This is a genomic window from Longimicrobium sp. (assembly GCA_036387335.1).
Classification (GTDB): domain Bacteria; phylum Gemmatimonadota; class Gemmatimonadetes; order Longimicrobiales; family Longimicrobiaceae; genus Longimicrobium.
The window spans coordinates 1-24,106 of record DASVTZ010000161.1 but is presented as its reverse complement, the minus strand read 5'-3'; the positions used below and the strand labels follow the sequence as shown (position 1 = coordinate 24,106).

25 protein-coding genes are annotated in these 24,106 nt (G+C 70.9%); 12 read left to right on the top strand and 13 right to left on the bottom strand.

Annotated features, from left to right (window positions below; translation table 11 throughout):
• Positions 1 to 517 (top strand): hypothetical protein (locus VF647_15715; protein HEX8453549.1); only part of this gene is annotated, 517 nt, incomplete at its 5' end.
• 536 nt (positions 518 to 1,053) lie between these two features.
• Here the strand turns inward: VF647_15715 and VF647_15710 are convergent.
• The 7 genes from VF647_15710 to VF647_15680 form a co-directional block, all read right to left on the bottom strand.
• Entirely contained in the window at positions 1,054 to 2,757 is a 1,704-nt protein-coding gene (locus VF647_15710) for an AMP-binding protein (GenBank protein HEX8453548.1), read from the bottom strand.
• 176 nt (positions 2,758 to 2,933) lie between these two features.
• Complete coding sequence (locus tag VF647_15705) at positions 2,934 to 4,634, bottom strand: SPFH domain-containing protein (GenBank protein HEX8453547.1); 1,701 nt, start codon at positions 4,632 to 4,634, stop codon at positions 2,934 to 2,936.
• Entirely contained in the window at positions 4,621 to 5,166 is a 546-nt protein-coding gene (locus VF647_15700) for a hypothetical protein (GenBank protein ID HEX8453546.1), read from the bottom strand. Before VF647_15700 ends, VF647_15705 begins: the two co-directional genes overlap by 14 nt.
• A 94-nt stretch (positions 5,167 to 5,260) precedes the next feature.
• Entirely contained in the window at positions 5,261 to 5,941 is a 681-nt protein-coding gene (locus VF647_15695; GenBank protein HEX8453545.1) for a glycoside hydrolase domain-containing protein, read from the bottom strand.
• A 99-nt stretch (positions 5,942 to 6,040) separates the two neighbouring features.
• Complete coding sequence (locus tag VF647_15690; GenBank protein ID HEX8453544.1) at positions 6,041 to 6,718, bottom strand: uracil-DNA glycosylase; 678 nt, start codon at positions 6,716 to 6,718, stop codon at positions 6,041 to 6,043.
• Positions 6,719 to 6,948: 230 nt separating this feature from the next.
• Positions 6,949 to 8,139 carry a hypothetical protein gene (locus VF647_15685; protein ID HEX8453543.1) on the bottom strand — a complete coding sequence of 397 codons (1,191 nt, stop codon included), beginning with the start codon at positions 8,137 to 8,139 and terminating at the stop codon, positions 6,949 to 6,951.
• A 267-nt stretch (positions 8,140 to 8,406) separates the two neighbouring features.
• Complete coding sequence (locus VF647_15680) at positions 8,407 to 8,784, bottom strand: DUF423 domain-containing protein (GenBank protein ID HEX8453542.1); 378 nt, start codon at positions 8,782 to 8,784, stop codon at positions 8,407 to 8,409.
• A 176-nt stretch (positions 8,785 to 8,960) separates the two neighbouring features.
• On the opposite strand from VF647_15680, the gene VF647_15675 reads away from it, so the two are divergent.
• Both VF647_15675 and VF647_15670 read left to right on the top strand, forming a co-directional pair.
• Positions 8,961 to 9,668, top strand: a complete 708-nt coding sequence (locus VF647_15675; GenBank protein ID HEX8453541.1) for a hypothetical protein — start codon at positions 8,961 to 8,963, stop codon at positions 9,666 to 9,668.
• A 37-nt stretch (positions 9,669 to 9,705) separates the two neighbouring features.
• Positions 9,706 to 10,563 carry a L,D-transpeptidase gene (locus VF647_15670; protein HEX8453540.1) on the top strand — a complete coding sequence of 286 codons (858 nt, stop codon included), beginning with the start codon at positions 9,706 to 9,708 and terminating at the stop codon, positions 10,561 to 10,563.
• Between the two features lie 131 nt (positions 10,564 to 10,694).
• Here VF647_15670 and yhbY read toward each other — a convergent pair whose 3' ends face one another.
• Positions 10,695 to 10,994, bottom strand: coding sequence for a ribosome assembly RNA-binding protein YhbY (gene yhbY, locus VF647_15665; GenBank protein ID HEX8453539.1), 300 nt, complete (start codon positions 10,992 to 10,994; stop codon positions 10,695 to 10,697).
• Between the two features lie 165 nt (positions 10,995 to 11,159).
• Here yhbY and VF647_15660 point away from each other — a divergent pair, with 165 nt between their 5' ends.
• Entirely contained in the window at positions 11,160 to 11,468 is a 309-nt protein-coding gene (locus VF647_15660; protein ID HEX8453538.1) for a DUF971 domain-containing protein, read from the top strand.
• Here VF647_15660 and VF647_15655 read toward each other — a convergent pair.
• The 3 genes from VF647_15655 to VF647_15645 all read right to left on the bottom strand — a co-directional run bounded on the left by VF647_15655 (position 11,465) and on the right by VF647_15645 (position 13,659).
• The gene (locus VF647_15655) at positions 11,465 to 11,869 is read right to left on the bottom strand and encodes a response regulator (GenBank protein ID HEX8453537.1); all 405 of its coding nucleotides are present in this window, start codon (positions 11,867 to 11,869) and stop codon (positions 11,465 to 11,467) included. The genes VF647_15660 and VF647_15655 overlap by 4 nt on opposite strands.
• A 127-nt stretch (positions 11,870 to 11,996) precedes the next feature.
• Positions 11,997 to 12,617 carry a YceI family protein gene (locus tag VF647_15650; GenBank protein ID HEX8453536.1) on the bottom strand — a complete coding sequence of 207 codons (621 nt, stop codon included), beginning with the start codon at positions 12,615 to 12,617 and terminating at the stop codon, positions 11,997 to 11,999.
• A gap of 88 nt (positions 12,618 to 12,705) precedes the next feature.
• Positions 12,706 to 13,659, bottom strand: coding sequence for a tetratricopeptide repeat protein (locus VF647_15645; GenBank protein HEX8453535.1), 954 nt, complete (start codon positions 13,657 to 13,659; stop codon positions 12,706 to 12,708).
• 205 nt (positions 13,660 to 13,864) lie between these two features.
• Between VF647_15645 and VF647_15640 the strand changes: the two genes are divergently transcribed.
• The 7 genes from VF647_15640 (at position 13,865) to VF647_15610 (ending at position 18,827) form a co-directional block, all read left to right on the top strand.
• On the top strand, positions 13,865 to 15,079 hold the full coding sequence (locus VF647_15640) for an MFS transporter (GenBank protein ID HEX8453534.1): 1,215 nt from the start codon (positions 13,865 to 13,867) through the stop codon (positions 15,077 to 15,079).
• A gap of 100 nt (positions 15,080 to 15,179) precedes the next feature.
• Complete coding sequence (locus VF647_15635) at positions 15,180 to 15,380, top strand: CsbD family protein (GenBank protein ID HEX8453533.1); 201 nt, start codon at positions 15,180 to 15,182, stop codon at positions 15,378 to 15,380.
• A gap of 172 nt (positions 15,381 to 15,552) precedes the next feature.
• Positions 15,553 to 16,449 carry a formate dehydrogenase accessory sulfurtransferase FdhD gene (gene fdhD / locus VF647_15630; GenBank protein ID HEX8453532.1) on the top strand — a complete coding sequence of 299 codons (897 nt, stop codon included), beginning with the start codon at positions 15,553 to 15,555 and terminating at the stop codon, positions 16,447 to 16,449.
• Entirely contained in the window at positions 16,446 to 17,144 is a 699-nt protein-coding gene (locus tag VF647_15625; protein ID HEX8453531.1) for a hypothetical protein, read from the top strand. Before fdhD ends, VF647_15625 begins: the two co-directional genes overlap by 4 nt.
• A 17-nt stretch (positions 17,145 to 17,161) precedes the next feature.
• Complete coding sequence (locus VF647_15620) at positions 17,162 to 17,653, top strand: hypothetical protein (GenBank protein HEX8453530.1); 492 nt, start codon at positions 17,162 to 17,164, stop codon at positions 17,651 to 17,653.
• 80 nt (positions 17,654 to 17,733) lie between these two features.
• Positions 17,734 to 18,093 carry a hypothetical protein gene (locus tag VF647_15615; protein HEX8453529.1) on the top strand — a complete coding sequence of 120 codons (360 nt, stop codon included), beginning with the start codon at positions 17,734 to 17,736 and terminating at the stop codon, positions 18,091 to 18,093.
• Between the two features lie 227 nt (positions 18,094 to 18,320).
• Positions 18,321 to 18,827 carry a hypothetical protein gene (locus VF647_15610; protein HEX8453528.1) on the top strand — a complete coding sequence of 169 codons (507 nt, stop codon included), beginning with the start codon at positions 18,321 to 18,323 and terminating at the stop codon, positions 18,825 to 18,827.
• A 6-nt stretch (positions 18,828 to 18,833) separates the two neighbouring features.
• On the opposite strand, the gene VF647_15605 is transcribed toward VF647_15610, so the two are convergent.
• The gene (locus VF647_15605; GenBank protein HEX8453527.1) at positions 18,834 to 19,343 is read right to left on the bottom strand and encodes a hypothetical protein; all 510 of its coding nucleotides are present in this window, start codon (positions 19,341 to 19,343) and stop codon (positions 18,834 to 18,836) included.
• Between the two features lie 471 nt (positions 19,344 to 19,814).
• On the bottom strand, positions 19,815 to 21,653 hold the full coding sequence (locus VF647_15600; protein HEX8453526.1) for an ABC transporter ATP-binding protein: 1,839 nt from the start codon (positions 21,651 to 21,653) through the stop codon (positions 19,815 to 19,817).
• A gap of 284 nt (positions 21,654 to 21,937) precedes the next feature.
• Here VF647_15600 and VF647_15595 point away from each other — a divergent pair, with 284 nt between their 5' ends.
• Complete coding sequence (locus VF647_15595; protein ID HEX8453525.1) at positions 21,938 to 23,776, top strand: methyl-accepting chemotaxis protein; 1,839 nt, start codon at positions 21,938 to 21,940, stop codon at positions 23,774 to 23,776.
• Positions 23,777 to 24,106: the final 330 nt, after the last annotated feature.

Genomic DNA, 24,106 nt, shown 5'->3' with positions numbered 1-24,106 from the left:
CGCCTGGGTCGCGGACCGCCCCGCGGACGAGGTGCGCGACGCCTTCCCTGACCTCTTCAAGTCGCCGCGGGCAACCGACACCAACGGCGCCATGGCCCCGCTCGACCTCCGCATCTACAAGCAGACGGTGGAGGGGCTGCGCTGGCTGCACGAGCTGCGCGACGAGGCGGAGGTCTCCATCGTCCCTCAGGCCCCCGCCGATGCGCCGACGACGCTGGTGGAGGTCTACCCGTCGATCGCCGTCAAGGACCTGGGGATCAAGGGCTCGCGCGTCCCCTCGCGCCCCGGCGAGGTGCGGGCGAGGCCGGCGGGGCTGCGCACCTTTTTCTCATTCGAGCACCCGTCGCTGGAGGTCATCGCCTGCACCCTGGAGGACGCCCGCGACGCCTGCATCGCCGCGCTCGCCGCCTGGCAGTGCCGCGAAGACCTGGACCAGCCCTTCCGCACCTCCCGCGTCCCCGAGGAAACGCTGCGGCTGGAGGGATGGATCTACCGCCCGCCCGCGGCGCTGGGGTAAGGGCCCCCTCCCCCGCCTGCGGGGGCGCAGGGAACGGCGTGCGATCCGGCCCTGAACCGGCGGTTGAAACCGCTGCAACAACCGCGGGAAGCCTGCCTTCGCAGGCTCGGCTGGGGCAGATTGGTGTGCGGGGGCGCGCGGGCGCCGGAGCACCGGGGGATAAATCCCCCGGCTGGAACGACGCGAAGGCGGCTGAAGCCGACTCGTGCAACGGGCACCAGACCCCCGAGTCCGCGAAGGCGGACTTTGTGCTGTTGTTGCTGCGGTTTCAACCGCCGGTGCGGATCCTAACAACCGACAGCCGCCGCCGGCAATCGGGAGCCCGGAAGCGGTCGGACGCACCCATGGTGTGGGTGGGCGTTGGCCGAAAAGAGACGCGGCTGGCCCCCGAACCTGGAGGCCAGCCGCGGCGCATCGCGTGACACGGGCGCGATGAATCGCGCCCCTACGAGGCATTGGTGTAGCACGCGGCAGTTCTCCCCCTCACCCGCCCTGCGCCCCCGCAGGCGGGGGCGGGGGCCGGGGGGAGGGGGCCCCTACGCCGGCGCCTTCACGCGCAGGTCTTTCCGCAGGATCTTGCCGATGGGGCTCTTGGGGAGCTCGGCGCGGAACTCGATCTGCTTGGGGATCTTGTAGGAGGCCAGCGACTCGCGGCAGTGCGCGATCAGGTCCTCGGGGGTCGGGGCGGTGTCGGAGGGGACGACGAAGGCCTTCACCGCCTCGCCGCTGCGCTCGTCGGGGACGCCGATGACGCCCACCTCGCGGACGCCGGGGTGGCGGGCGAGGACCTCCTCCACCTCGTTGGGATAGACGTTGAAGCCGCTCACCAGGATCATGTCCTTTTTGCGATCCACGATGCGGAAGAATCCGTCCGGGTCCATCTCCGCCACGTCGCCCGTGCGCAGCCAGCCGTCCTTGAGCACGCGCGCCGTCTCTTCGGGGCGCTGCCAGTAGCCGGACATCACCTGGGGACCGCGCACCGCCAGCTCGCCGGGCTCGCCCTCGGGGAGGGGATCGCCGTGCTCGTCCACCAGGCGCACCTCGGTGGAGGGGAGGGGGATGCCGATGCTCCCCTCCTTCACCGCCACGCCCACCGGGTTGAAGGTGACGACCGGCGAGGTCTCCGTGAGGCCGTACCCTTCCACGGCCTGGTTCCCCGTCACCTTGAGCCACTTGCGGCCGGTAGAGGGGTGCAGCGCCATCCCGCCCGCGCCGGCGAACTTGAGGGTCCTGGGGGGCTTCTCGATGAACCACGGCTCGTCGGCCAGGGCGTTGAAGAGCGTGTTCACCCCGGTAAAGGCCGTGATGGGGAACTTCTGCCACGCCGCCTTGAGGTTGCTCACCGGGCGCGGCGACGGGATCAGGATGTCGTGGCCGCCGATCTGGTAGAAGAGCAGGAGGTTGCAGGTGAAGGCGAAGATGTGGTACAGCGGCAGCGCCGTGAGTACCACCTCCTTCCCATCGTCCAGGATCCTCGAGTTCATCTCCAGCATCTGGGCCGTGTTCGCCAGCAGGTTGCCGTGGCTGAGCATGGCGCCCTTGGACACGCCCGTGGTGCCGCCCGTGTACTGGAGCGCCGCAAGCGAGTCCGGCCCCACGCCGTCCAGGTAGCCCGGCACGTTCGCCCCGCCCGCGACCGCGGCGCGCCCCAGCTTCAGCACCTCCTGGAAGGCGGTGTGCGGCACGGTGGTGGCTGGGAGCTGTTTTTTCACGAACTTGAGCACCGCGCGGATCAGCATCGCCTGCACGGGCGAAAAGAACTCCGTGATGCGCACAGTCACCACCGTCTCAACCGGGGTGGCGGGGAGCACGTCGGGGAGGCGGTCGGCGAAGAGGTCGCTGATCACCAGCACGCGCGAGCCCGCGTCGGAGAACTGGTGGATCATCTCCGGCGCGGTGTAGAGCGGATTGGTGTTGACGGCTACGCACCCCGCCTTGAAGATGCCGAACAGCGCGATGGGATACGCGAGCGAGTTGGGCATCTGCACCGCCACCCGGTCTCCGCGGGCCAGGCCGAGGGTGCCGCGCAGGTACGCCGCGAACTCGTCGGACATGCGGTCGACCTCGGCGTAGGTCAGCGACCCCGTCATCCCGTTGGGCATGCACTGCGAGAAGGCGGGCGCCGCGGCGTGCTTCGCCGAGGAGCGCCGCACCATCTCCGGGATGTGCTGAAAGCCCGAGTCGGTGATCTGGGGTCTGGTGCCGGGGGCGTACTGCGAGATCCAGGGTTGCGTGGGCATCGGCGCGGCTCCGGTGCGGTTGGGTGGGGTGCTCGATACCTCTTCGCGGCTGGGCGCGTACGGTATGATTGCACCAAGGCGGGGCATACGGCAACTGCATCCCTCACGCAAAGACGCGGAGGCGCGGAGAAAAGCTTCTCTCCCCGCGCCTCCGCGTCTCAGCGTGAGCCCTGCCGTCAATCGGCTACGACCAGCGTTTCGGGGGCGCGCCGCTCCGCTTCGGGAGCCGGCGCGGCGGCCTCTTCGGCCAGCTTTCCGAACATCCCCGGCAGCTCCACCCCGCCGATGTCGCGGATCACCTGCATCATCGGCGGCAGGGTGCGCGTCATCCCCTGCAGGAAGTTGGGCGCGGCGCCGCCCGTGCCGCCGTCCCACACCACCACCTTGTCGAACTTGATGTTGGAGATGGCCGTGGCCGCCGTGGTGGCCAGCGTGTCCATGTGCTCCAGCATCAGGAGCTGGTAGGCCTGCTGCGGTCCGCCGCACGCCTCCACGATCTGGCGCAGGCCGTCGGCCTTCTTGGCCAGGATCTCGTACTGGCCGCGCGCCTCGGCCTCCAGCTTGGCGTAGATCGCCGCGGCCTCGGCCTGGGCGCCCAGCTTGCGCTTCTCCGCCTCGGCCTCGGCCTCCACGATGGTGCGGGCCTTCTCGGCCTTGGCCGGGGCTTCCAGGGTGGCGCGCTGCTCGGCCTCCACCCGCTCCGCGTCGGCGAGGGCGGCCCGGGCCATGGCGCGGTTCTGCGCCTCCATCACGGCGGCCTCCGCCTCGCGCTTGCGCCCCTCGGCCACCTGGTACGCCTCCGCCTCGCGCACCTTGAGCTGCGCCTGCGTGGCCACGATCTGCGCCTGCGACTGCGCCTCTCCCGCGATGGCCAGCGCGTTGGCGTTGGCGATGGCGATGCGCTTCTTCTGCTCCGCTTCCTTGATGGCGGCGTCGCGCTCGAAGGCGGCCGTCTGCTCGCCCACGCTCTGCTCCTTGTCCAGCAGCGCGATGCGCACGGCCTGCTGGCGCTGCGCCTCCTTGATCTGCGCCTCGCGCTCCAGGGCGGCGGTCTCCTCGCCGACCTTCTGCTCCTTGTTCAGCTCGGCCACGCGCACCGCCTGCTCGCGCGCCGCCTCGCGGGTGCCGATCTCGCGCAGCTTGGTGGCGTTGGCCACCTGGATCACCTTTTCGCGCTCGGCCTCGGCCACGCGCACCTCGCCCATCTTCTCCTGGTCGGCCACGTCGCCGCGCGCCTTCTGCACCGCCTCGGCCGCCGCCTTGCGCCCGATCGCCTCGATGTACCCCGACTCGTCGTTGATGTCGGTGATGTTCACGTTCAGCAGAACGAGACCGACCTTCTTGAGCTCCGGCTCCAGCGACGTCTGGATGTTGTGCAGGAACGACTCGCGGTCGCGGTTGATCTCCTCGATGCGCATGGAGGCGATCACCTGGCGCAGCTGGCCGAAGATGATGTCCTGCGCCTGCCGCTTCACCTGGTTCTGGTCCAGCTTCAGCAGGCGGATGGCTGCGTTCTGCCGCACGTCTTCCTCGGTGCCCACGGCCACGGTGAAGACGCTGGGCACGCTCACGCGGATGTTCTCGAAGGAGAGCGCGTCCTTGAGCGGGATGTCGATCTGGATCGGCTCCAGCGTCAGGTAGTCGTACTCCTGGATGACGGGCCACACGAAGGCGCCGCCGCCCGAGATGCACTTGGCGGAGTTCCCCCCGCCCACCATCCCGGAGATCACCAGTACCTTGTTGGCCGGGCAACGCCGGTAGCGGCTGGCGAGGAAGAGGGCGAACCCGAACGCGATCACCACTCCCAGGAGCGCGCCGCTCCCCAGGATGGCGTTGGGGCTCAGCTGCAGCATGGCGATGGAGCTAGCGGGAGACATCGATGGAACCTCCAAGGAGGGGTGAGGGTGCGACTTCGAGCGTCCCCGGACCGAGGACGTCCACGACGACTACGGGTGTGCCCGTGGGGAGGGGCCGGTCGGACACCGCCTGGCACTCGACGGTGCGGCCGCCCAGCGTGATGTGGACCTTGCCGGGCGAGCTGCCGCCGGGGATCCCCAGGTACACGGTGGCGGGGTTGCCCACGGCGTGCTCCATCCGCACGGTGCCGTCGCGCTCCAGGCGCATCATCTGGCGCATGGCCCAGGCGACGGCGCACAGCGCCAGCCCGCCCACCACGGCGGCCACTCCCAGCGCCGGCCACAGCCCGCGCCCGGTGGCCTGCACCCACATCCCCGCCAGCCCAAAGAAGGCCAGCCCCGACGCCAGGGCGCGGATGCTGAGGAAGTCGTGGTCGGTGTCCGTGTCGATGGTGTCCAGCGCGTGCGTGCCGAGCCCCACCGCGCCCAGCAGCAGCTGGAGCACCAGCACGGCGGCGCCGACGACTGCGCAGATCAGGAATGCGTTTTCCACGTCTCGAATGGATCGGGAGTGGGGTGCCCCCTCCGGGGCCGGAGGGGGTCATGCAGGGGTACGAGGCCCGCGCGGGGCGGGTTTCGGAGCGGAGCTAGCTCTGCGCGGGGGCGGACTGGGCGCCGGCGGGCGCGAGCCAGGTCACCTGGCCGCCCAGGCCGTCCACGTGGGTGAAGTTGTCGTCGTGGTCGATCCCGGCGACCTGCGTGTGGGCGGGCGTCTGCTTCATCACCCACCCGCGCTGCGGGATGACGGCGTCCACGTTGTATGCGCCCCAGTAGTGCTGGAACTTGAGCGTCGCGTAGAGCTGCCCGTTGGAGAGCACCGGCTGCCACCCCACGTAGATCCCCGGCGTGTACCCCGCGCCCGCCACGGCATCGAACCAGTTGTTGCAGTACGCCTCCACGTCCGCGGCGGAAGAGGAGGTGGAGACGCTCTCCAGGTCCAGCCACACGTTGACGCCCGGCGGAAAGCCGATGGCGGCGACGAACTGCGCCGCGTCCGCGCCGTACTGCGCGCCGAGGGGACCGGAGGCGGCCCACTCACCGGCTTCCACGTGCTGCACCGGCATCAGCGCCAGCCCCGCGCCGAGCAGCGTCTGCGCCTCGGCGGCGGATAGGTCGTGCGAGGCCATCTGCGTGCGCCCCACGTAGCGCACGCAGAACTGGTAGCCCGCCTCCACGAACTGCCGTGCGACGGAGGCGGAGATGACGGCGTTGGCGTCGAAGCCCTTGATGCCCGCGGGTGCGCTGACGACGGTGCCCTGGAGTGCCATGGGGGATTCTCTGTGGGGGGAGTACGGCGGGGGACGAGCGCATGGAGGATATACGAAGCGCGCGCCGGACTCAATCCCTTCGGCGCCACAATCGCTCCGTCACCCCACGATGCGGCGCGCGGCGGCGAAGACGTCGTCGAGCATGGCCGGGGTCAGGCGCCCGGTAAAGGTGTTCTGCTGGCTGGGGTGGTAGGAGCCGATCAGCGTGAGCCCGCCGTCGAGGCGCACCTCCACGCCGTGGCCGAAGTGCGGCAGCGGGGCGGGGAGCACGTGCCCCAGCTCGCGCAGCGTCCGCAGCGCCGCGTCCCAGCCGAAGCCGCCCAGGCACACGATGGCGCGCAGACCGGCGAGCGCGCGGATCTCGCGCAGGAGAAAGGGGAGGCAGGCGTCGCGCTCGTCGGGGGCGGGCTTGTTGTCGGGCGGGGCGCACTTCACGGCGGAGCTCACCCAGGCGCAGGCCAGACGCAGCCCGTCGCCGCGGTCCAGTGAGGTGGGTTGGTTGGCGAAGCCGGCGCGGTGCATGGCCGCGTAGAGGAAGTCGCCGCTGCGGTCGCCGGTGAACATCCGCCCCGTTCGATTGGCGCCGTGCGCGGCGGGGGCCAGCCCCAGCACCAGGAGGCGCGCCGCCGGGTCGCCGAAGCCGGGAACCGGGCGGGCCCAGTACTCCCACTCGCGAAAGGCGCGGCGCTTCTCCGCCCCCACGCGCTCGCGCCACTCTACCAGCCGCGCGCATCGCCGGCACGCGGTCACCTCGTCCTGGATCACCCGCAGCATCATCAAGCTTTCGTGAACGGCGAAACTGCAATCTCACGCGGAGGCGCGGAGACGCAGAGAAAAACAACAGAAAAGCCTCACACAGAGAGAACACAGAGGGTAAGAAGAACTTGTGCCGTTCTCTCTCTGCGCCTCCGCGTCTCCGCGTGAGGCCAGCTGTTTGCCTGTACCCCGGTCAAATCCATAGGAGCCGGAACGAACGAGCCCCCCAGTGTACGCCGGGGGGCTCGTCTTCACGGAGTCGGGCTGGATGGCGGCACCGGACTGGGCGCCGGCTGCGTCTCGGGCCGGGTTGGGGCCGGCGACGACGCGCCGCTCGTAGCGGCCTCTCCCGCGGTGTAGGTGTTCGATCCGCTCGGGGGCGCCGACTCGCGCTGCTCCGTGGGCCGCGCGGTGTTCACCGGCGGGCGGATGGTGTAGTCGCTCGGCGATGGCGAGTTACCCGCGCGCGCGTTGCGCCACCGCGCCGACACGCTCCCGTACCCGCCGGAGCGCATGCTCTCCAGCTCGCGGCGCAGGTCGCTGATGCGGATCGGCCGGGAGCCATCGGGCCCGGACGCGTTGCGGTAGCTCCGCATCTCGTCGCGAAGCTGGCTGAGGCGCGTGCCCTGGCGCGGCGCCTGGTCCACACCCGTCTCCGGCTCCGGGCGGCGGCCGCCCGGCTTGCGCACGCCGGTGGTGTCCGACCTCGGCGGCGCGCTCACGGTGTCGCGCTGCGGCGGGAGCACCCGGTCCGGGTTGCGGCACGCGGCCGCCGCCAGCTCCAGCGGCACCCACACGGACTCCCCGCTGCGGCAATGCACCCGGTACAGGTCGCCCGAGGGAAGGCGCACGTCGTTCACCCTCGGCCACACCGTGATGACGTCCGCGTCCCAGCTCTCGTCGGGCTGCGGCGACACCACCACCGCCAGCAGGTCGTCCACCACACGGCGGCTGTTCATGGTGGTGTAGCTCGACGTCCCCATCACTCGCCGCAGCATCCCGCCGCGAAAGCGCGAGGTCTGCAGCGGCCGCTCAGAGGCGATCACCAGCAGGTGGCGCGGTCCATCGGCGACGTTCGACGCGAACGAAGACTTGACCTGGTACACGTTGTCGTAGCGCCAGAAGCGGTTCGATGCGATGCTCGGCATCAGGCGGGTCTGCCCGGCGTTGTACATGGCGCGCTGGCCGATGTCCGGGTACACCAGCGCCACTCCCTGGCCGGGTACGATCTGGAAGACGGCCGTGTACGCCGGACGGTTGAGCTGCAGGACGAGCCCCTCGCCGAAGTTCTCGTGCAGGCGCACGCGCATCGGCTCCGAGCTGGACGACGCGCGGGTGCTGGTGGAGCTGTACGGGCTGGGGACCGATCCTCCGCTGCCCGCCGTGGCGCACGCGGTGAGCGCTGCGAGCGGCAGGAGCAGGGTCGCGATGCTTCGCCTCATGGATGTCCTGGGGGGCTGCGATGGAACTCGCACTGCGGGGCCACGACGGTGCACTGCAAACGATACACCGGCCCCGCTGGAAATTCAACCGATTGCGCCGCTTCCGTTTGCGGGAACCGTCGCGTGTACGCGGCCGTGGGTGCGTCGCCCGTGCGGGACAAGATCGTCACATGCGGTGGACACTGCAACAGCGGGCCTCACGCGGAGACGCGGAGGCGCAGAGAAAGAACTGCGAGAGGCGTTCTCTGTGGCTCTGTGTGAGGCTTTTCAGTCGCCAAGGGCCCTGGATCCGGCGAGCGCCAGCATCACCCAGCCGGCCAGGAAGGCGAGCCCGCCCAGCGGCGTGATGGCGCCTAGCCAGCGGATGCCGGTGAGGGCCAGAACGTAGAGGCTTCCCGAGAACACCACGATGCCGGCGGTGAAGAGCCATCCGGGCGCGCTCCACCCCGCCGCCGGCCAGCGCGACGCGGCGAGGGCGACGACGAGGAGGGCGAGGGCGTGGTACATCTGGTAGCGCGCCGCCGTCTCCCACACCGCCAGCAGGTCGGGGGTGAGGCGGGCGCGGAGCGCGTGCGCGCCGAACGCGCCGGCGCCCACCGCCACCAGCGCGAAGAGGGAGCCCAGGATCCAAAAGGTACGCGCCATCTCGTGTGTAAGGGGCGGCGGGTTGCGGAAATACGCGGGACGGGCGCAAGTTGGGCGGGCGGCGGCTTCCGCGCCAGCCCGTCCGTAAGTGCGCGTTTGACAAGGCTTAACCGGAACGGGTCTTGCACTCCGCGGCCCTCGAGCACCATCCACCCCAACCCGATTCCGACGCACGGATGAGCGAACCCACGACGCGCAGGCCCTCGTTCTGGCGTGAGCATCCTCTCTTCCTGTGGGGCTCGCTCACGGTGGCGGCCCTCTTCCTGGCGGGCGCGGCGGCGATCGCCATGCGCGTGCCCCGCTACCGGGCCGAGGCGGCGCAGTTCAACGCCCGCATGACGGCGGCGGAGCGCGCCACCCGCGACTCGGTACTGGCCCACCGCGGCAAGCGCACGCAGCTCGCCATGGCCATCCTGCAGCGCGACATCCGCATCCGGGCGCTGCAGCAGAAAAAGGTGCACCTGGCCGTCTCGCTCGAAGACTCGGTGCTGGAGCTGCGCCACGGCCGCGCAACGTTGCGACGCGCCAAAATGCAGATCGGGCCGGACGCGGAGGTCAGGGCGCCGGACGGACGCGCTTGGCGGCTGGTGCGCCCCGTCGGCGAGCGGCGCGTGGCGGAGCTCCAGCGCTCCCCCGTCTACACGATCCCGGAGTGGGTGTACGTGCGGCAGGGGCAGCCGATCCCGCCGGAGGCCGAGCGCAGGGTGGCGGGCGGGCTGGGGTCGTACGTCATCAGGCTGGACGACGGCACGGAGATCCACACCGAGCCGCAGGCGGGGCCGCTGAAGGGCACCGTGAAGCCCGCGTCGTTCCAGGTGCGCGCCAGCGACATGGGCGCCATCTTCGACGCGCTCAAGGAAGAGACGCCGGTCTTCATTTACTGATGGATCGTACGCTGGAAACCATGCAAAGGGCGAAGCGATGAGCGACTTGAGGGACAGGAAGCCGGAGGACGTGCCGGAGCGGCGCAACTATACGCCCCCGGGTCGCGTGCGGCGGATCGCGCACGACCATCCGTGGAAGGCGGTGATGCTGATCCTGGTGGTGCTGCTCTCCGCGGGGGCGTTCGCGGCGGCGTCGGCGTGGGCGGTCAACGAGCGCTTCACCCGCCGCGTCACCGAGATGGCGTACCTGAACGACACCCGCGCGCTGGAGTTCGTGCGCCGCCGCGAGGCCGAGCTGGTGAAGACGCAGGAGCAGCGCGAGCGCGAGCTGGCGGCGATGGAAGAAGAGCTGGCACCGCGCAACCGGCCGTACATCGTCGTCTCGCTCGCCGAGCGCCGCATGCTCTACCTGCAGGGCGAGGACACGCTGTACAAGGCGCCGGTCGCGGTGGGCAGCGGCAAGACGGTAGTGATCGAGGGGCGCACCAAGCGCTTCATCACGCCGCGCGGGCGGATGTCCATCACCCACAAGGAGCTGGACCCGGTCTGGGTTCCGCCCAACTGGCACTACGTGGAGATCGCGCGCAGGAACGGGTTGGGGATCGTGGACATGAGCAACGCGTCGCCCAATGCGCTGAGCGGCTTCGCGCCCGGGCAGACGCCCATCCGCGGCGGCAAGGTCATCATCCCGCCCTGGGGAAGCCCGCAGCGCGCCGTCAAGGGCGTGCTGGGAGTCGCCAAGCTGGAGATGTACGACGGCTACTACTTCCACGGCACGGACAACCCCGCGTCCATCGGCTCCGCCGCCAGCCACGGCTGCATCCGCATGCACAAGGAAGACATCCTGTGGATGTACCGGAACGTGGCGGTGGGGACGCCGGTGTACATCTACTGACGGGAATGGCAAAAAACTGAGGGGAATGGGTTTTGGGGAATGGGGAATGGGTAAAAACGACAGCCACCCGGTGCGGTTCGCGCCAGGTGGCTGTTTTCCATTCCCCATTCCCCATTCCCCATTCCCCTCCCTTACGCCGGCAGCTCGATCTCCGGCTTCTCCGGGTCCGGCCGGTACAGGATCGCCGTGCGGCCGATGGCGGCGACCAGGGTCGCCTGGTCCACGCGGGAGGCGAGCTCCTGGGCGGCTTCGCGGGCGGGAGTTGGGGCGGCTTCCTGCACCTTGACCTTGACCAGCTCGCGCGTGTTGAACGCTTCCTGCGCCGAGCGCACGGACGCGTCGGTGACGCCTTCCTTGCCGATCTGCACCACCGGCTTCAGGTGGTGGGCCAGCGCCCGCAGGTGGGCGCGCTGCTTGGAGGTGAGCTCCACGTTCCTTTCCGTCTCGCGTTGCGATTGTTCGCCGGACGCACTCGCCCCCGGCCGTGCCCACATCGTGGGGGCGCGATTCATCGCGCCCGTGCCCCGCTCATCGCCCGGTAGGGGCCCCGTAGTTGCACCCGCTCCGGCCGAACCAGACCCCACCAGGAGCCGCACGTGAACGACGAGACCACGCCCGCCGAGATCGGGCCGACCGAGGACGGGAGCGAGCTGCGCATCCGCTGGCGCGACGGCGTGGTGAGCGACTACCCGCCGCGCTACCTGCGCCTCTGCTGCCCCTGCGCCGCCTGCGTGGAGGAGATGTCCGGGCGTCCCATCCTCGATCCCGCGTCGGTGCCGCTGGAGGTGTACCCGCGCTCCGTGGAGTACGTGGGCGACTACGCGCTGCGCTTCGACTGGAGCGACGGGCACCGCACCGGGATCTACCCCTTCACCTACCTGCGCGAGCTCTCGCCCAGCAGCTAGGGAGCTCCCGCCCCCGCCAGGTCCTCCGCCTCCGGCGGGCCGATCCGCCGCCGCACCTCGCCGATGAGATGCGGCGGCATGCACGGCTTCGTCAGCAGCGCCGCGAACCCCTCCGCCTCCAGCTCCTCGCCGCTCACCGTGAGGCTCATGGCCGTGAGCGCCACCACCGGGATGTGGCGGGTGCGTGGGTCATCCTTGAGCACGCGCAGCGCCTCGCGCCCGTCCATCACCGGCATCGCCAGGTCCATCACGATCAGGTCCGGCGAGTGCTCGAACGCCAGATCCACCGCCTCGCGGCCGTTGCGCGCGCCGAGCGCGGCGTACCCCTCCCGCTGCAGCACCGTGAGCAGCGCGAACCGGTTGTCTTCGTGGTCTTCGGCGAGGAGGATGGTTCGCGGCATACGCGTGCGTGTGCGTGGCTGAATGACGGGCCGGAATACGCAAGAACAAAGCCCGCCACGCGACACTAAAAGGCCGCGCGTGCACACCCCGGCACGCGCGGCCTCCCTCACCCTAGCTGGTGGCGGCTCAGGAGCCGGCGGCCTGCTCCACGGCTTCGACCGTGATGGAGATCTCCACCTCGTCGCCCAGCACCACGCCGCCGCCCTCGGCCGCGCGGTTCCAGGCCACCTGGAAGTCCTGCCGGTTCACGGTGGTGGACGCCTCGAAGCCGATGCGGCGCTTGCCGGCGGCGCCCGCGGGCGGGGTCAGCTCGCCCCTGAGCACCACGGGGCGGGTGATGCCGCGCATCGTCAGGTTGCCCGTCACCGTGATCTGGCGGCCGCGCGTCTGCACGCGGGTGCTGCGGAAGATGATGGTGGGGTGCTTCTCCGCGTCGAAGAAGTCCCCCGAGCGCAGGTGCGTGTCGCGCCGCTCGTTGTTGGTGTCGATGCTGGCCGTCTTGATCTCCACCTGCACCGAGCCGCCCGCCAGGTTCCGCGGATCGGCCACGATGGTGCCCGACCAGTCGTTGAAGGTGCCCCGAACGCGGCTCACCAGGTGGCGGATGCGGAAGCTGATGTCCGAGTGCGCCTGGTCGATGCGCCACGTCACCGGCGGCGCCTCCGCGGGCGCGGGTGCGGGGACGACGGGCGTGGGGGAGAACGCGACCACGAGCGGGAAGACGAGAGCGGCGAAGCCTGACAACATCGGTGTGCCTCCAGCGGAGATTCGGTTGGCTGCTGCGGTGAGATGCTTCAGCGCTTAAGAACCCCGCCGAAGTTTGAGGGTTCCACCTTCAGCGCCTGCCGCTGCGCTCCAGCCGGTGCAGGTCCGCCTCTGCCGCGATGTAGCCGAAGGGGGCCCAGTTCTCCGCCTGCACCACGCGCCACAGGATGGCCTCCGCCTCGCGCCGGCGCCCGTTGTACAGGTGCCAGTTCCCCACGCCGTAGCCCTGCGTGGCCAGCTGGGTGCCGTCGCCCTCGCCGTTGAGGACGGAGTCGGCGGGGAGCTCGCCGCGGTACAGGAGGAGGCGGCGGTGGTACGCCGTGTTCTCCACCACGTGCATGCCGGGGCGGATGCGCTCCAGCACGCGGGCGGCCTCGGCGGTGCGCCCGCCGCGCCGCAGCGACATGTACAGCCAGTCGCTGGCGGCCACCACCGAATCGTCGTTGCGCGCCCTCGCCAGCGCCTGGCGGAACGCGTCGGCGGCGCGCGCCCATTCGCCGCGCAGGTAGTGCGCGAGCCCCAGGTGGTACCAGATGTTGCCCTGGAGCGTGGAGAGGGGGATGTTCTGCGCGTTCGGCATCCCGTCCGGCTCGGGCTGGTCCGGCTGTGCGGAGGTCAGGTACGCGGCGCGCCGCAGGTCGCCGATGGCCCGCTCGAAGCGGCGCAGCGTGATGTAGCGGTGCCCCCGGTGGCGGTACATGCGCGCGTCGCGGGGGTGCCGCTTGATCCCCTCGCTGAAGATGGCGACCGCGTCGCGGTAGCGCCCCAGGTAGCCCAGGCGGCGGCCGTACCAGATCAGCGCGTCGGCGTCCGTGGGGTGCGCCTCGTACGCCTGCCGCGCCTGCGCGAGTTCCGCCTCCAGGCGCGTACGGCGCTCCAGCGGCAGCTCCGGGGGGTACAGCCGGTTGCCGAACAGCGACACCGCCTCCGGCCGCCCCATCTCGGGAGACGGGTCGCGCCGGACGGACGGGACGCAGGCCGCGAGCAGGAGCGCGGCGATGGGGGCGAGTGCGGCTGGCTTCATTGCGGGCTCTCCTGGTGCGCGCCGGCGACGCGACGTGGGCCGGCGGGGGGCCTCGGATTGCCACGATAGGCAACGGCGGACGAAAAAGAAAGGGTGCCCCGCCCGCCGCGGTGCGCGCTGTGCGTCTTCGCACCGGCATCCCGGGAGCGCCCGCGCGCCTTCCCCGCCATCCCCAGCGCAACCCTCGTTTCCCGGCCGCCGCCACGTGAACGCCGATCCCGCGCCGACCTCCCCGGCGCCTCTGCTGCGCGGAAACGTCCTCTGGCTGAGCGTCGTCAGCTTCCTGAACGACGCCGCCAGCGAGATGATCTATCCGCTCCTCCCCCTCTTCCTCACCGGGACGATGGGGGTGGGTGCGGCGTTCGTGGGTGCGGTGGAGGGAGCGGCGGAGAGCCTTTCGAGCCTGCTGAAGCTCGCCGGTGGCTGGGCGGCGGACCGGTTCGGACGGCGACACGCGCTGGTGGTGTGGGGATACGGGATCGCCGCGCTGGGCCGGCCGCTGATCGCCGTGGCGACGGTCGCGTGGCAGGTGCTCGCGGTGCGCCTCTTCGACAGGGTGGGGAAGGGACTGCGCTCCGCCCCCCGCGACGCCATCCTCGCCGAGTCCGTCTCCGACGCGCGGCGCGGCGAGGCGTTCGGCATCCACCGCGCGGCGGACCACGCGGGCGCCGTCGCGGGGCCGCTCCTCGCCACGGGCATCCTCCTCCTCGTCCCGGGCGATCTGCGGCTGGTCTTTGGGCTGGCGGTGGTGCCGGGGCTGCTGACCGTCGCGGTCGCCGCGTGGAAGGTGCGCGATCCGCGGCCCGTCGCTCCGCCGAAGCCGGCGCAGCCCGCGCCCGTGGTGCGCCTTTCGGGGCTGGGACCGCGCTTTCCGCGCCTGCTGGCGGTGCTGGCGCTCTTTGCTCTGGGGAACGCGTCGGACGCTTTCCTCCTCCTGCGCGCGCGGCAGATGGGCGTGGCCACGGCGCTGATCCCGCTCCTCTGGGCCGTCCTCCACGTGAGCAAGTCGTTCTGGAGCGTCGTGGGCGGACGGCTGAGCGACCGCACCGGCGCGCGCGGAGCGATCACCGCCGGGTGGGCCGTCTACGCGCTGGTGTACGCGGGCTTCGCGGTGGCGGGGGCGCCGTGGCAGGCGTGGGCCCTCTTCCTGGTGTACGGCCTCTTCTACGGCCTCACCGAGGCCCCGGAGAAGTCGCTCGTCGCCGCGCTGGCGCCGGAAGGGGCGCGGGGGCGCGCGTTCGGCGCGTACCACTTTACGGTCGGCGTCGTCGCGCTCCCGGCGAGCCTCCTCTTCGGAATGCTGTGGGACGTGTTCGGCGCCGCGACGGCCTTCTACGCGGGCGCGGGCCTCGCTGCGGCGGCGGCGCTGCTCCTTCCATTGGCACTCGCGGGTGGTCCCGTATCAGACCGGGCCGCCTGACACCCTGTGCTTCCAGATTCACGGAACGGCTTTTGCCCCAACGTGTTCCGAGCGGCGGAAGGCACGCCGAACGAGGGAATCTCAGCCCAGGAGTGTCACCATGGACGAACGCAGCCTTACCGAGCGCGGCCTCGACAACTCGCTCGAGGGGAAGGGGAACGACGTTAAGGGCAAGGTCAAGGACGCCCTGGGCGGCCTTACCGGCGACACCAGCCTGCAGGGCGAGGGGAAGCTGGACCAGCTCAAGGGCAAGGTGCAGGACACCTTTGGCAAGGCCCAGCGCGACCTCGATCGCCCGTAGGGAACAGCGCGTCACACAGAGACACGGAGGGAACCGCAAGACCTGACAGAAAGAAGTTCTCTGTCGGCTTGCGGTTCCCTCTGTGTTCTCTGTGTGAGGCTGTCAGGGTTGCGGCACGGGCGTGGTGAAGGCACCTTTGGACGGGCCCACACCCCGCAAGGAAGTTCCCGCCATGGCATCACCCCCTCACCTTCGCAACCTTCGCCGCGCCAGCACCGTCCGCCGTCCGGTGGAGCAGGTGGCGATCGGCCCGGATGGCCTCGTGCGGCGCACGCGGGCGGATGCGCTCGCCACCGAGGAGCCGCTGGAGATCCGCATCGTCAGTGGCGGGGTGGCGACGCGCGTCGCGGTCACCATGCGGACGCCGGGGGCGGACTTCGAGCTCGCCGCCGGCTTCCTCTTCGCGGAAGGGATCGTCCGGGCCCACGAAGACGTGGCGGCGATCCGCTACTGCACGGAAGGCGAGCAGCTCTTCAACGTGGTGAACGTGGTGCTCTCGCCTTCCGCGGAGTGGGAGCCGTCGTCGCTTGCGGAGCGCGCCTTCGCGGTCACCTCGGCGTGCGGCGTGTGCGGAAAGGCGAGCATCGAGGGTGCGCTCGGGCCCGCATGTTCCCGCATCGAGAGCGATCTCGCCGTCACGCCCGAGATCCTGCTGGGGCTGCCGGAAGTGCTTCGCGGCGCGCAGGCGGTGTTCGAGCGCACGGGCGGGCTCCATGCGGCGGCGCTCTTCACCGCGGAGGGCGCGTTGGTGCGGCTGCGCGAGGACGTGGGGCGGCACAACGCGCTGGACAAGCTGGTGGGCGCGGCGCTGCTCGCGGGCGAGCTGCCGCTGGCGGATGGCGTGGTGCTGGTGAGCGGGCGGCTCTCGTTCGAGCTGGCGCAGAAGGCCGCGCGCGCGGGCGTGCCGGTGCTGGCAGGCGTGTCGGCCCCCAGCAGCCTGGCGGTGGAGCTGGCGGAATCGGTGGGGATGACGCTGGCCGGCTTCGTCCGCGGCTCGCGGTTCAACGTGTACTCCGGCGGCGAGCGCATCGCCGCATCTATCCACGCCACCACGGGACAGGGCGGATGACCATCGGCCGACTCGGAACGACCGCGCGGGGCTTCAGCGGATTCGCGCTTCTGCTTGCCGCCTGCTCGAGCGGCGGCGGCGAGCTCAAGGACGCAACGGAGCGGCGCCGCGCGGAGAACGCCGGCAGCGACACCGCCGCCGAGCCCGCCGCCGGGGATACGGGGGAGTACCGCCTTCCCGTCTTCGTGGACACGGCAGGAGCCGCCCCGGCGCGTGCGGCCGACAGCGTCCCCGCCGCGGCCGCGAATCCGCCGGCACAGGGGGAGTGGACCAACGCGAAGCGCGAGGGGGGGAAGGCGGGCGCCGGTACCTCCATCCTGCGCGGAATGCGGGTGGGGCGGAACGCAGGGTTCGACCGGCTGGTGCTCGACTTCGGAACCGGCCCCGTGCCCGCGTACCAGGTGGAGTACGTCGACTCGCCGGGTAACGCGTGCGGATCGGGCGAGGCGGTGCCGGTCGCGGGCAAGGGGTGGCTCAAGGTGCGGCTCCGCGCCACGCAGGCGCACGACAACGGGGGGAACGCCACCGTCCGCGACCGCCAGATCGTCGCCACGACGCCCGTGCTGCGCGAGGTGGAGATCATCTGCGACTTCGAGGGCGAGGTGGAGGTGGTGATGGGTGTGCAAGCTGCCAACCCTTACCGCGTTCTCGTGGTGCCGACTCCGAACCGCCTGATCGTGGACGTGCGGCAGTAACCCTCTCTCCCGCTCCGATGAAAGCCCTCCTCACGCTCGCGGCGCTGCTCTCGCTGGCGCTCCCCGCCTCCGCCCAGCGGCGTGAAGCCGCCCTGGCCACGGCCGCCCCCGCCGTCTTCGCCGACAGCGCCATCGGCACGCGTCCGTCGCCCGTCGCCCGGATCGCGAGCCGCGGCGGCAGCGCCTTCCTGGGGATGGGGTTGCTGGCGGTCGCGGGCGGCTACACCGGGTACCAACTCACCTACCGCGACGCCGGCGGCGAGGACCCGGGGCTGGATGGGATGCTCGTTGGGGCGGTGGTGGGCGGATCGCTCGGCGCCGCGCTGGGTGCCGCGCTTCCGGAGCATGGCGGGCGCTGCGACCGGCGCGGGCGGTTCCTGCGCGGGCTTCTCGGCACGGCGGCGACTTCCGCCGCTTTCCTGGCGGTGCAGCAGAACGGCGCCGCCGAGATCCTGGTTGCGTTCCCCATCGCCACTCCGCTCGTCGCGGCGGTCGCGGCCGACTGCTGAGCGCCCCCGGTGAAACCGCCGGATACCCTCCCCCGTACGCACCCCGTCCGCTACTCCACCCGAAAGCAGGAATTACGACCATGCAGCCTCAAAAGCACGTCGGCCCACTCGTCCTCGTGCGGGACCTGATCCTCTTCCACATCAAGCTGTTGCTGGATGGGGTCAAGGGCTTCTGCATGTTCTGGTTTTCGATCGTCGCGGTGCTCGCCGACCTCTTCCTCCTGGACCGGAGCGAGCGCGGACGGTACTTCTACGGGGTGCTGCGCATGGGCGAGCGGTTCGACCTGTGGCTCAACCTGTACTCGCCCACGCGCCACGCCGAGGACAACAGCGACGGGCTCTTTGGCGAGAGCCGCGCCGGCGATGCCACCTTCGTGGGCCGCATGGAAGAGCTGGTGCGCCGCGGGCCCGAGCCCATGTCTACAAAGGGTGTGCGGTAGGGAGCACGATGGCGATGCGAAGAGGCCCCGGACCGATGCGGTCCGGGGCTTTTTTGTTGGGTTAGCACCGGTGGATGCGCGCCGGGGGATGAATGAATCCCCCGGCTGGAACCACGCGAAGACCGCTGAAGCGGTCTCGTGCGTCTGGGACGATTTCGTTGACGGTCGTGGGGGCGAGGGGTAGTGTGGGAGCGCGGTGGCCTCTCCCTCTCGACCAGAATGCCTTCATGCCTTATCTGCGCGCGGTGCGCTCACACCTCGGGGTCACGATCCCGCTGTTCGTCGTCTACGCGGGGGCCGTGCTGTTGGCGTCAGGAGGGACGGTTGATTGGCAGATCGGCGGGGTGCTCGCGCTCGTGCTCCTTTTGACGCTGCTCACACCCGTTGCCCTGGGCGCGGCCAACCGGCAGCTTCTGCGCGGCAACTGGCAGATCGCGATGGAGGCGGGCGAGCGCATCCTCCACGATGGGCCGGCGGACCGGTATGAGCTCGGATACCGCGGCTGGCTTTTCCTCACCGACCGTAGGCTGGTGATGTGCCGTCTGGGAGGCGGCGAAGAGCTTTCGGTTCCCCTCCGCCAGCTCACGGGCGTTCGGGTCGGGCGCTATGCAGGCGTATTCGCCACCGACCTCCTCGTTCAGCTCGGCGACGGCACCGCCGAGCGGCTCAAGGTGGAGGGCAGCGGCGAGTGGGTGCGCCGGATCAGGGAAGCGGCCCCGAGCCTCCCGGCGTAGGCACCTTCAGCGCGCCGCGCCGATCGGGAAGGCGCGGGCGTGCCAGGCATCGCGCAGGCGGGTCTCCCAGCGGTCCGCGCGCACGTCGCCGGCGGTGGTGATGGTGTTGTCGAAGACGATCGTGTCCTCGCCTACCTCGCCCGCAGCGGCCATGCGCCGGAACTCGGGGCGGACAACGGAGCGCACCTCGCCCGCGGCGTCTCGGTAGAAGACGAGGGTCGAGTCGCGTAGCGTGACGCCGATTGCGCCTTCCGCGGCGGCGAGGGCGTGGAAGAGTGAGTCGATGGAGCACCCGGAAACGCCCGTCGCCCGTTCGTCCGCGCCGATCAGGAGGAAGCGGTCGTGGCGCCAGTCGCGCGCGCCCCTCACCGGCGCCCCATGCGCCGCCCAATGCTCGATGAAGCCGTCCACCCCCCGCAGCAGCGCCGCGCTCTCCGCCTCCGCCAATGGCCGCGATGCCCCGAACACCCACACCCGCGCATCATCCGGCAGTTGATCAAACGATACCGCGCTCATCCGTGCCTCTCCTGTAAGGTGTGTAACGCCTGTCTGTCATCCTGATGGAGCCGCATTCACCGCGCTCGGTCCAGAGCCGGGCCGGCCTCGCGTCTCACCCCCATCCTCTCGTCACGCGCAGTAGATCCTTCGCTCCGCGCCAGAGGTCGGAGCACGGCGAACGACAGAGCCGCGCGTCGCTCAGGATGACAAAAATGGGGGAATGCGCTGCCTTCTCCAGCCGGCTTCAGCCGCCTTCGCGTAGTTCCAGCCGGGGGATTCATCCCCCGGCGGTTCGGCGCCCGCATGCGGCGCCGGAACCCGCCGCCCCTCGGCGATGCGGCGCCCGCATGCGGCGCCGGAACCCGCCCGTCCCTCGGCGATACGGCGCCGGACCCGCCCGCGCCGAGCCTGCGAAGGCAGGCTTCCCGCGGTTGTTGCAGCGGTTTCAACCGCCGGGTTCTCACCCTCCGGCCTCACCCCCCGGCTCCCTCATCCCCCGGCTCCCGCCACAGCCCCCGCCGACCGCACGAACTGCAGCTCGTACAGCCGCGCGTACAGCCCGCCGCGCTGGAGGAGCTCGGCGTGGGTGCCGCGCTCGCGCAGCTCGCCGTGGTGCAGCACCAGGATCTGGTCCGCGCCCTGGATCGTCGAAAGGCGGTGGGCGATCACCAGCGAGGTGCGGCCCTGCATCAGCGTGGCGAGCGCGGTGTCGATCTGCGCCTCCAGCTCCGAATCGACCGACGAGGTGGCCTCGTCCAGCACCAGCACGAGCGGGTCGAAAGCCAGGGCGCGGGCGAAGCTCACCAGCTGCCGCTCGCCCACCGAGAGCGAGGTGCCGCGCTCGCCCAGCGGCTGCGCGTAGCCGGCGGGAAGGCGCGCCACGAAGCGGTCCGCACCCACGCGGGCGGCGGCGCGGCGCACGGCCTCGTCCGGGATGTCGTCGCGGCCCAGGCGGATATTGCGCTGCACGTCCTCGCTGAAGAGGAAGACGTCCTGCAGCACCAGCGAGATGCGTTCGCGCAGCTCCTTTACCGGCACGCGCGACACCGGCACCCCATCGAACAGGATCTCCCCCCGCTGCGGCTCGTAGAACCTCATCAGCAGGTTGATGATGGTGCTCTTTCCCGCGCCCGTCGCGCCCACGATGGCCACGCGCTCGCCCGGCGCTGCGCGGAACGATACGCCGCGCAGCACCCACTGCGGGTCCTCGCCTTCGCCACCCTCCCCGATGCCGTAGCGGAACCAGACGTCGCGGAACTCGATCTCGCCGCGCCCGGGGGCGGGCAGGTGCACGGGATCGGCGGGGTCGGTGATCTCGGGCTCCGTGTCCAGCAGCTCGAAGATGCGCTCGGAGGAAGCCATGGCGGCCTGCAGGATGTTGTACTTCTCCGACAGGTCCTGCAGGGGGCGGAAGAAGCGGCGCGTGTACTGGAGGAAGGCCGCCACCGTCCCCACCGTCATCGTGCCCTGGATCGTCTCGCCGCCGCCGTACCACAGGATCAGCGCGAGGGCCGCCGCGGTCAGTACCTCGATGACGGGGAAGAAGAGCGCGTAGTAGGTGATGGAGCGGAGGTTCACGTCCAGGTGGTCGCGGTTGATGGCGCCGAAGCGCTCCATCGCCTGCCGCTCGCGCCCAAAGAGCTGCAGCACGCGCATGCCTGTGACGCTCTCCTGCATGTTCGCGTTGATCCGCGCCAGCTTCACCCGGATGTCGCGGTACGCCGATCGGATCAGCGCCCGGAAGACGAACGTCGCGATCGCAACCAGCGGGAGGACGGTGAAGGTGACGAGCGCCAGCCGCCAGTCCAGCCGCAGCATGGCGGCCAGGATGAAGACCAGGGTGAAGATGTCGCCGAACACCGTCACGATCCCCGACGAGAACGCCTCGTTGAGCTGCTCCACGTCGTTGGTCACCCGCGTCATCAGCCGCCCCACCGGGTTGCGGTCGAAGTAGCGGAGCGACAGGCGCTGCAGGTGCCCGAAGATCTGGGTGCGCAGGTCGAACATCACCCGCTGCCCCAGCCAGGTGGTGAGCAGCGTCTGCCCGTACTCGCACAGGAAGCCCACCAGCAGCGAAAGCGCGTACGCCGCCGTCAGCAGGAGGAGGAAGCGGACGTCGCGGGCGGGGATCGCCTGGTCGAGCGCGACCTTGGTGAGCCAGGGCCCCGCCAGCTGCGTGGTGGACTCGACGACGAGCAGCACCAGCGCCGCCGCCACCCGGCCGCGGTACGGGCTCAGGTAGCGGAGGAGGCGCCGCAGGAGGTGCGGGTCGTACGCCCGGCTGTCCGCCTCTTCCTCGGCGTGTGCGTTGGCTGCGGAGTCGCTCATGACGCGTTTCGCGCGATCTTTTCGCGGGTGCTAAGACAAAGCATGACGGGAACGTAGCCCACGTATCCGCCCCCTGCAACGACGGTTGACAAATCCACGGCGGGGGGCGTACAGTTGTTGATCCTCCCCGGAAGCTCCGCAAGCCGTTTGCGTGCCACACTCCCGGCCCAAAGCCGATGCTCCGCAGCGCCCGCGCGGGGCGCGTGCGTCGTTTGACAATCGTTCATCTTCCCGGATAGAATGCGGAACACCCGCCCCGCTCACCTCTGCTCGCTCCCGCGTCCATGACCGCGCCCTTTTCGACGTCGTCGTCCGGTGCCGCCCTGGCCACCGAGCCCGACGCGCCATCCGCCGCGCCCCAGCGCTTCGGCCCCCTTCCGGGCGGGCCCGAGCGGCGTCCGGCGCAGGCACCGCGCGGCCGCAGGGAGCTCTTCCGCACCATCCAGGAGCAGCTGTGGGCCTTCGGCATCAGCCTCTGCCTGCTGATTCTGGGCGGCGCCGCGCTGAGCTGGATCACGGTGGACCGCATCGTCCGCAACGCGGAGGGGCAGCTGGCGTCGCTCCAGCAGAGCTCCGAGATCGGCACCTCGCTGGAAGCGCTGATCCTGACGCAGATGAACACGGGCGAGCGCTACCTGCTGGCCCCCTCGCCGGCCGCGGAGCAGGCGTTCGCGGAGCAGGGACGGCAGGCGCACCAGCAGCGCCGCCGCTACCGCGACCTCAAGAACCTGAGCATCTCCGAGCAGCAGGAGGTGTCCGCCATCGACGAGCTCCACTCGGCCATCGAGGTGGAGTACGCGCTGGCCCACGCCCAGGCCGACATCGGCGACCGCGAGGGGGCGCTGCGCCGCATCGGCGCCGTGCGCCCGCGCACCGAGCAGCTGCAGGCCGCCATCCGCCGAGTGAGCGAGCGCCAGGCGCAGAAGGTGAACGCCACCTCGCAGCGCCTGCGCGAGGACGCGAGACAGCGCAAGATCCTTCTTCTGCTCCTCTCCCTGGGCGCGGGGGTGCTGGCGCTGGGCGCGGTGTACACGGCCGTGCGGAGCATCACCCTCCCCATGGCGCACCTGATGGGCTCCGCCGAGCAGCTCGGCGCGGGCGACCTGCGCGTGCAGGGCACGGACCGGGTGGCGATGAAGCGCGAGTTCGCCGCCCTCTCTTCCGCGTTCGACGGGATGGCCGGCAAGCTGCGCCACATCGTGGGGCAGACGGTCACGACGGCCGAGCGGATCTCCTCCTTCGCGTCGGACCTGTCCAGCATCAGCGAGGAGGTGGCGGCCTCCAGCGGCGAGGTGGCGACCGCCATGGTGGGGATCGCCAGCGGCGCGGAGAGCCAGTCGCACGGCCTACAGGCGGCGCAGGAGGCGCTGGGCGAGATGAAGCGCGGCGCCGGCGAGATCTCCAACGCCTCGGTGATGGTGAGCTCGCTCAGTGAGCAGATCTACCACGTGGCCGCGGGGAGCCGGCAGGAAGTTTCCACCGCCCTCCAGCGCCTGCTGGAGATCCGCGAGGTGGTGCAGACCTCCGCCAACCAGGTGACGGAGCTGGAGCAGACCTCCGCGCAGATCGACCGCTTCGTGGAGACGATCACCGGCATCGCGCGGCAGACCAACCTGCTGGCGCTGAACGCCGCCATCGAGGCCGCCCGCGCCGGCGAGCACGGCCGCGGGTTCGCGGTGGTGGCCGAGGAGGTGCGCAAGCTGGCCGAGGGCTCGGCGCGCGCCGCGCAGGAGGTGGCCCAGAACGTCACCGCCATCCGCTCGCGCATCACCGGCGTCGTCGGCACCATGGCGCAGGGCCAGACCAAGGTGGCCGACGTGGAGCACGTCTCCAAGGGCGCGGACAGCGCGCTGGAGCAGATCCTCGCCGCGGTGGACGGGGTGCGGCTGGCTGCCGGGCAGGTGCAGGAGGCGGTGGAGCGCAACCGCTCCGCGATGGACGGGGTGGAGGCCGCCGTGGCCGAGGTGGCATCGACCTCCGAGTCGCATGCCGCCAGCGCCGAGGAGGTCTCCGCCGCCGCCGAGGAGCAGTCCGCCGCCACGCAGGAGATGTCCGCCTCCAGCGCCGAGCTCCTCCACGCCGCCCAGCAGATGCGCGACCTGGTGAGCGAGTTCAGGACGTAGGGGGCCCTCACCCCCGGCTCGTTACACTCGCCTGCCCCCTCTCCCGATAACAGGAGAGGGCTGCGCCCTCCTGTCATCGTGAGAGGGGGCTTGGGTCTCGGAGGGCCCCCTCCCCCCGGCCCCCTCCCCCGCCTGCGGGGGCGTAGGGCGGGTGAGGGGGAGAAACTCCGCCAAGTGCGCACAGATCTGGTAGGAGCCGCGATTCATCGCGCCCGTGTCCCGCGCCGCTCCGTCGCCCGCCTCGCGCACCGATCCCGTAGGGGCAGACCTACGTGTCTGCCCTCCCTCGGCCACGCCCCAAGGCCTGCTCTCCGCGCCCGAGTCCTGTAG

What these genes read in the sequence shown, in the direction of transcription:
- VF647_15610 (HEX8453528.1), top strand. Translation starts at nt 18,321, where the DNA reads ATGCCTTATCTGCGCGCGGTGCGCTCACACCTCGGGGTCACGATCCCG.
- VF647_15655 (HEX8453537.1), bottom strand. Translation starts at nt 11,869, where the DNA reads ATGCCGCGAACCATCCTCCTCGCCGAAGACCACGAAGACAACCGGTTC.
- VF647_15685 (HEX8453543.1), bottom strand. Translation starts at nt 8,139, where the DNA reads ATGAGGCGAAGCATCGCGACCCTGCTCCTGCCGCTCGCAGCGCTCACC.
- VF647_15705 (HEX8453547.1), bottom strand. Translation starts at nt 4,634, where the DNA reads ATGTCTCCCGCTAGCTCCATCGCCATGCTGCAGCTGAGCCCCAACGCC.
- VF647_15695 (HEX8453545.1), bottom strand. Translation starts at nt 5,941, where the DNA reads ATGGCACTCCAGGGCACCGTCGTCAGCGCACCCGCGGGCATCAAGGGC.
- VF647_15690 (HEX8453544.1), bottom strand. Translation starts at nt 6,718, where the DNA reads ATGATGCTGCGGGTGATCCAGGACGAGGTGACCGCGTGCCGGCGATGC.
- fdhD (HEX8453532.1), top strand. Translation starts at nt 15,553, where the DNA reads ATGGCATCACCCCCTCACCTTCGCAACCTTCGCCGCGCCAGCACCGTC.
- VF647_15635 (HEX8453533.1), top strand. Translation starts at nt 15,180, where the DNA reads ATGGACGAACGCAGCCTTACCGAGCGCGGCCTCGACAACTCGCTCGAG.
- VF647_15650 (HEX8453536.1), bottom strand. Translation starts at nt 12,617, where the DNA reads ATGTTGTCAGGCTTCGCCGCTCTCGTCTTCCCGCTCGTGGTCGCGTTC.
- VF647_15620 (HEX8453530.1), top strand. Translation starts at nt 17,162, where the DNA reads ATGAAAGCCCTCCTCACGCTCGCGGCGCTGCTCTCGCTGGCGCTCCCC.
- VF647_15600 (HEX8453526.1), bottom strand. Translation starts at nt 21,653, where the DNA reads ATGAGCGACTCCGCAGCCAACGCACACGCCGAGGAAGAGGCGGACAGC.
- VF647_15645 (HEX8453535.1), bottom strand. Translation starts at nt 13,659, where the DNA reads ATGAAGCCAGCCGCACTCGCCCCCATCGCCGCGCTCCTGCTCGCGGCC.
- VF647_15675 (HEX8453541.1), top strand. Translation starts at nt 8,961, where the DNA reads ATGAGCGAACCCACGACGCGCAGGCCCTCGTTCTGGCGTGAGCATCCT.
- VF647_15670 (HEX8453540.1), top strand. Translation starts at nt 9,706, where the DNA reads ATGAGCGACTTGAGGGACAGGAAGCCGGAGGACGTGCCGGAGCGGCGC.
- VF647_15595 (HEX8453525.1), top strand. Translation starts at nt 21,938, where the DNA reads ATGACCGCGCCCTTTTCGACGTCGTCGTCCGGTGCCGCCCTGGCCACC.
- VF647_15605 (HEX8453527.1), bottom strand. Translation starts at nt 19,343, where the DNA reads ATGAGCGCGGTATCGTTTGATCAACTGCCGGATGATGCGCGGGTGTGG.
- VF647_15680 (HEX8453542.1), bottom strand. Translation starts at nt 8,784, where the DNA reads ATGGCGCGTACCTTTTGGATCCTGGGCTCCCTCTTCGCGCTGGTGGCG.
- VF647_15710 (HEX8453548.1), bottom strand. Translation starts at nt 2,757, where the DNA reads ATGCCCACGCAACCCTGGATCTCGCAGTACGCCCCCGGCACCAGACCC.
- VF647_15625 (HEX8453531.1), top strand. Translation starts at nt 16,446, where the DNA reads ATGACCATCGGCCGACTCGGAACGACCGCGCGGGGCTTCAGCGGATTC.
- VF647_15615 (HEX8453529.1), top strand. Translation starts at nt 17,734, where the DNA reads ATGCAGCCTCAAAAGCACGTCGGCCCACTCGTCCTCGTGCGGGACCTG.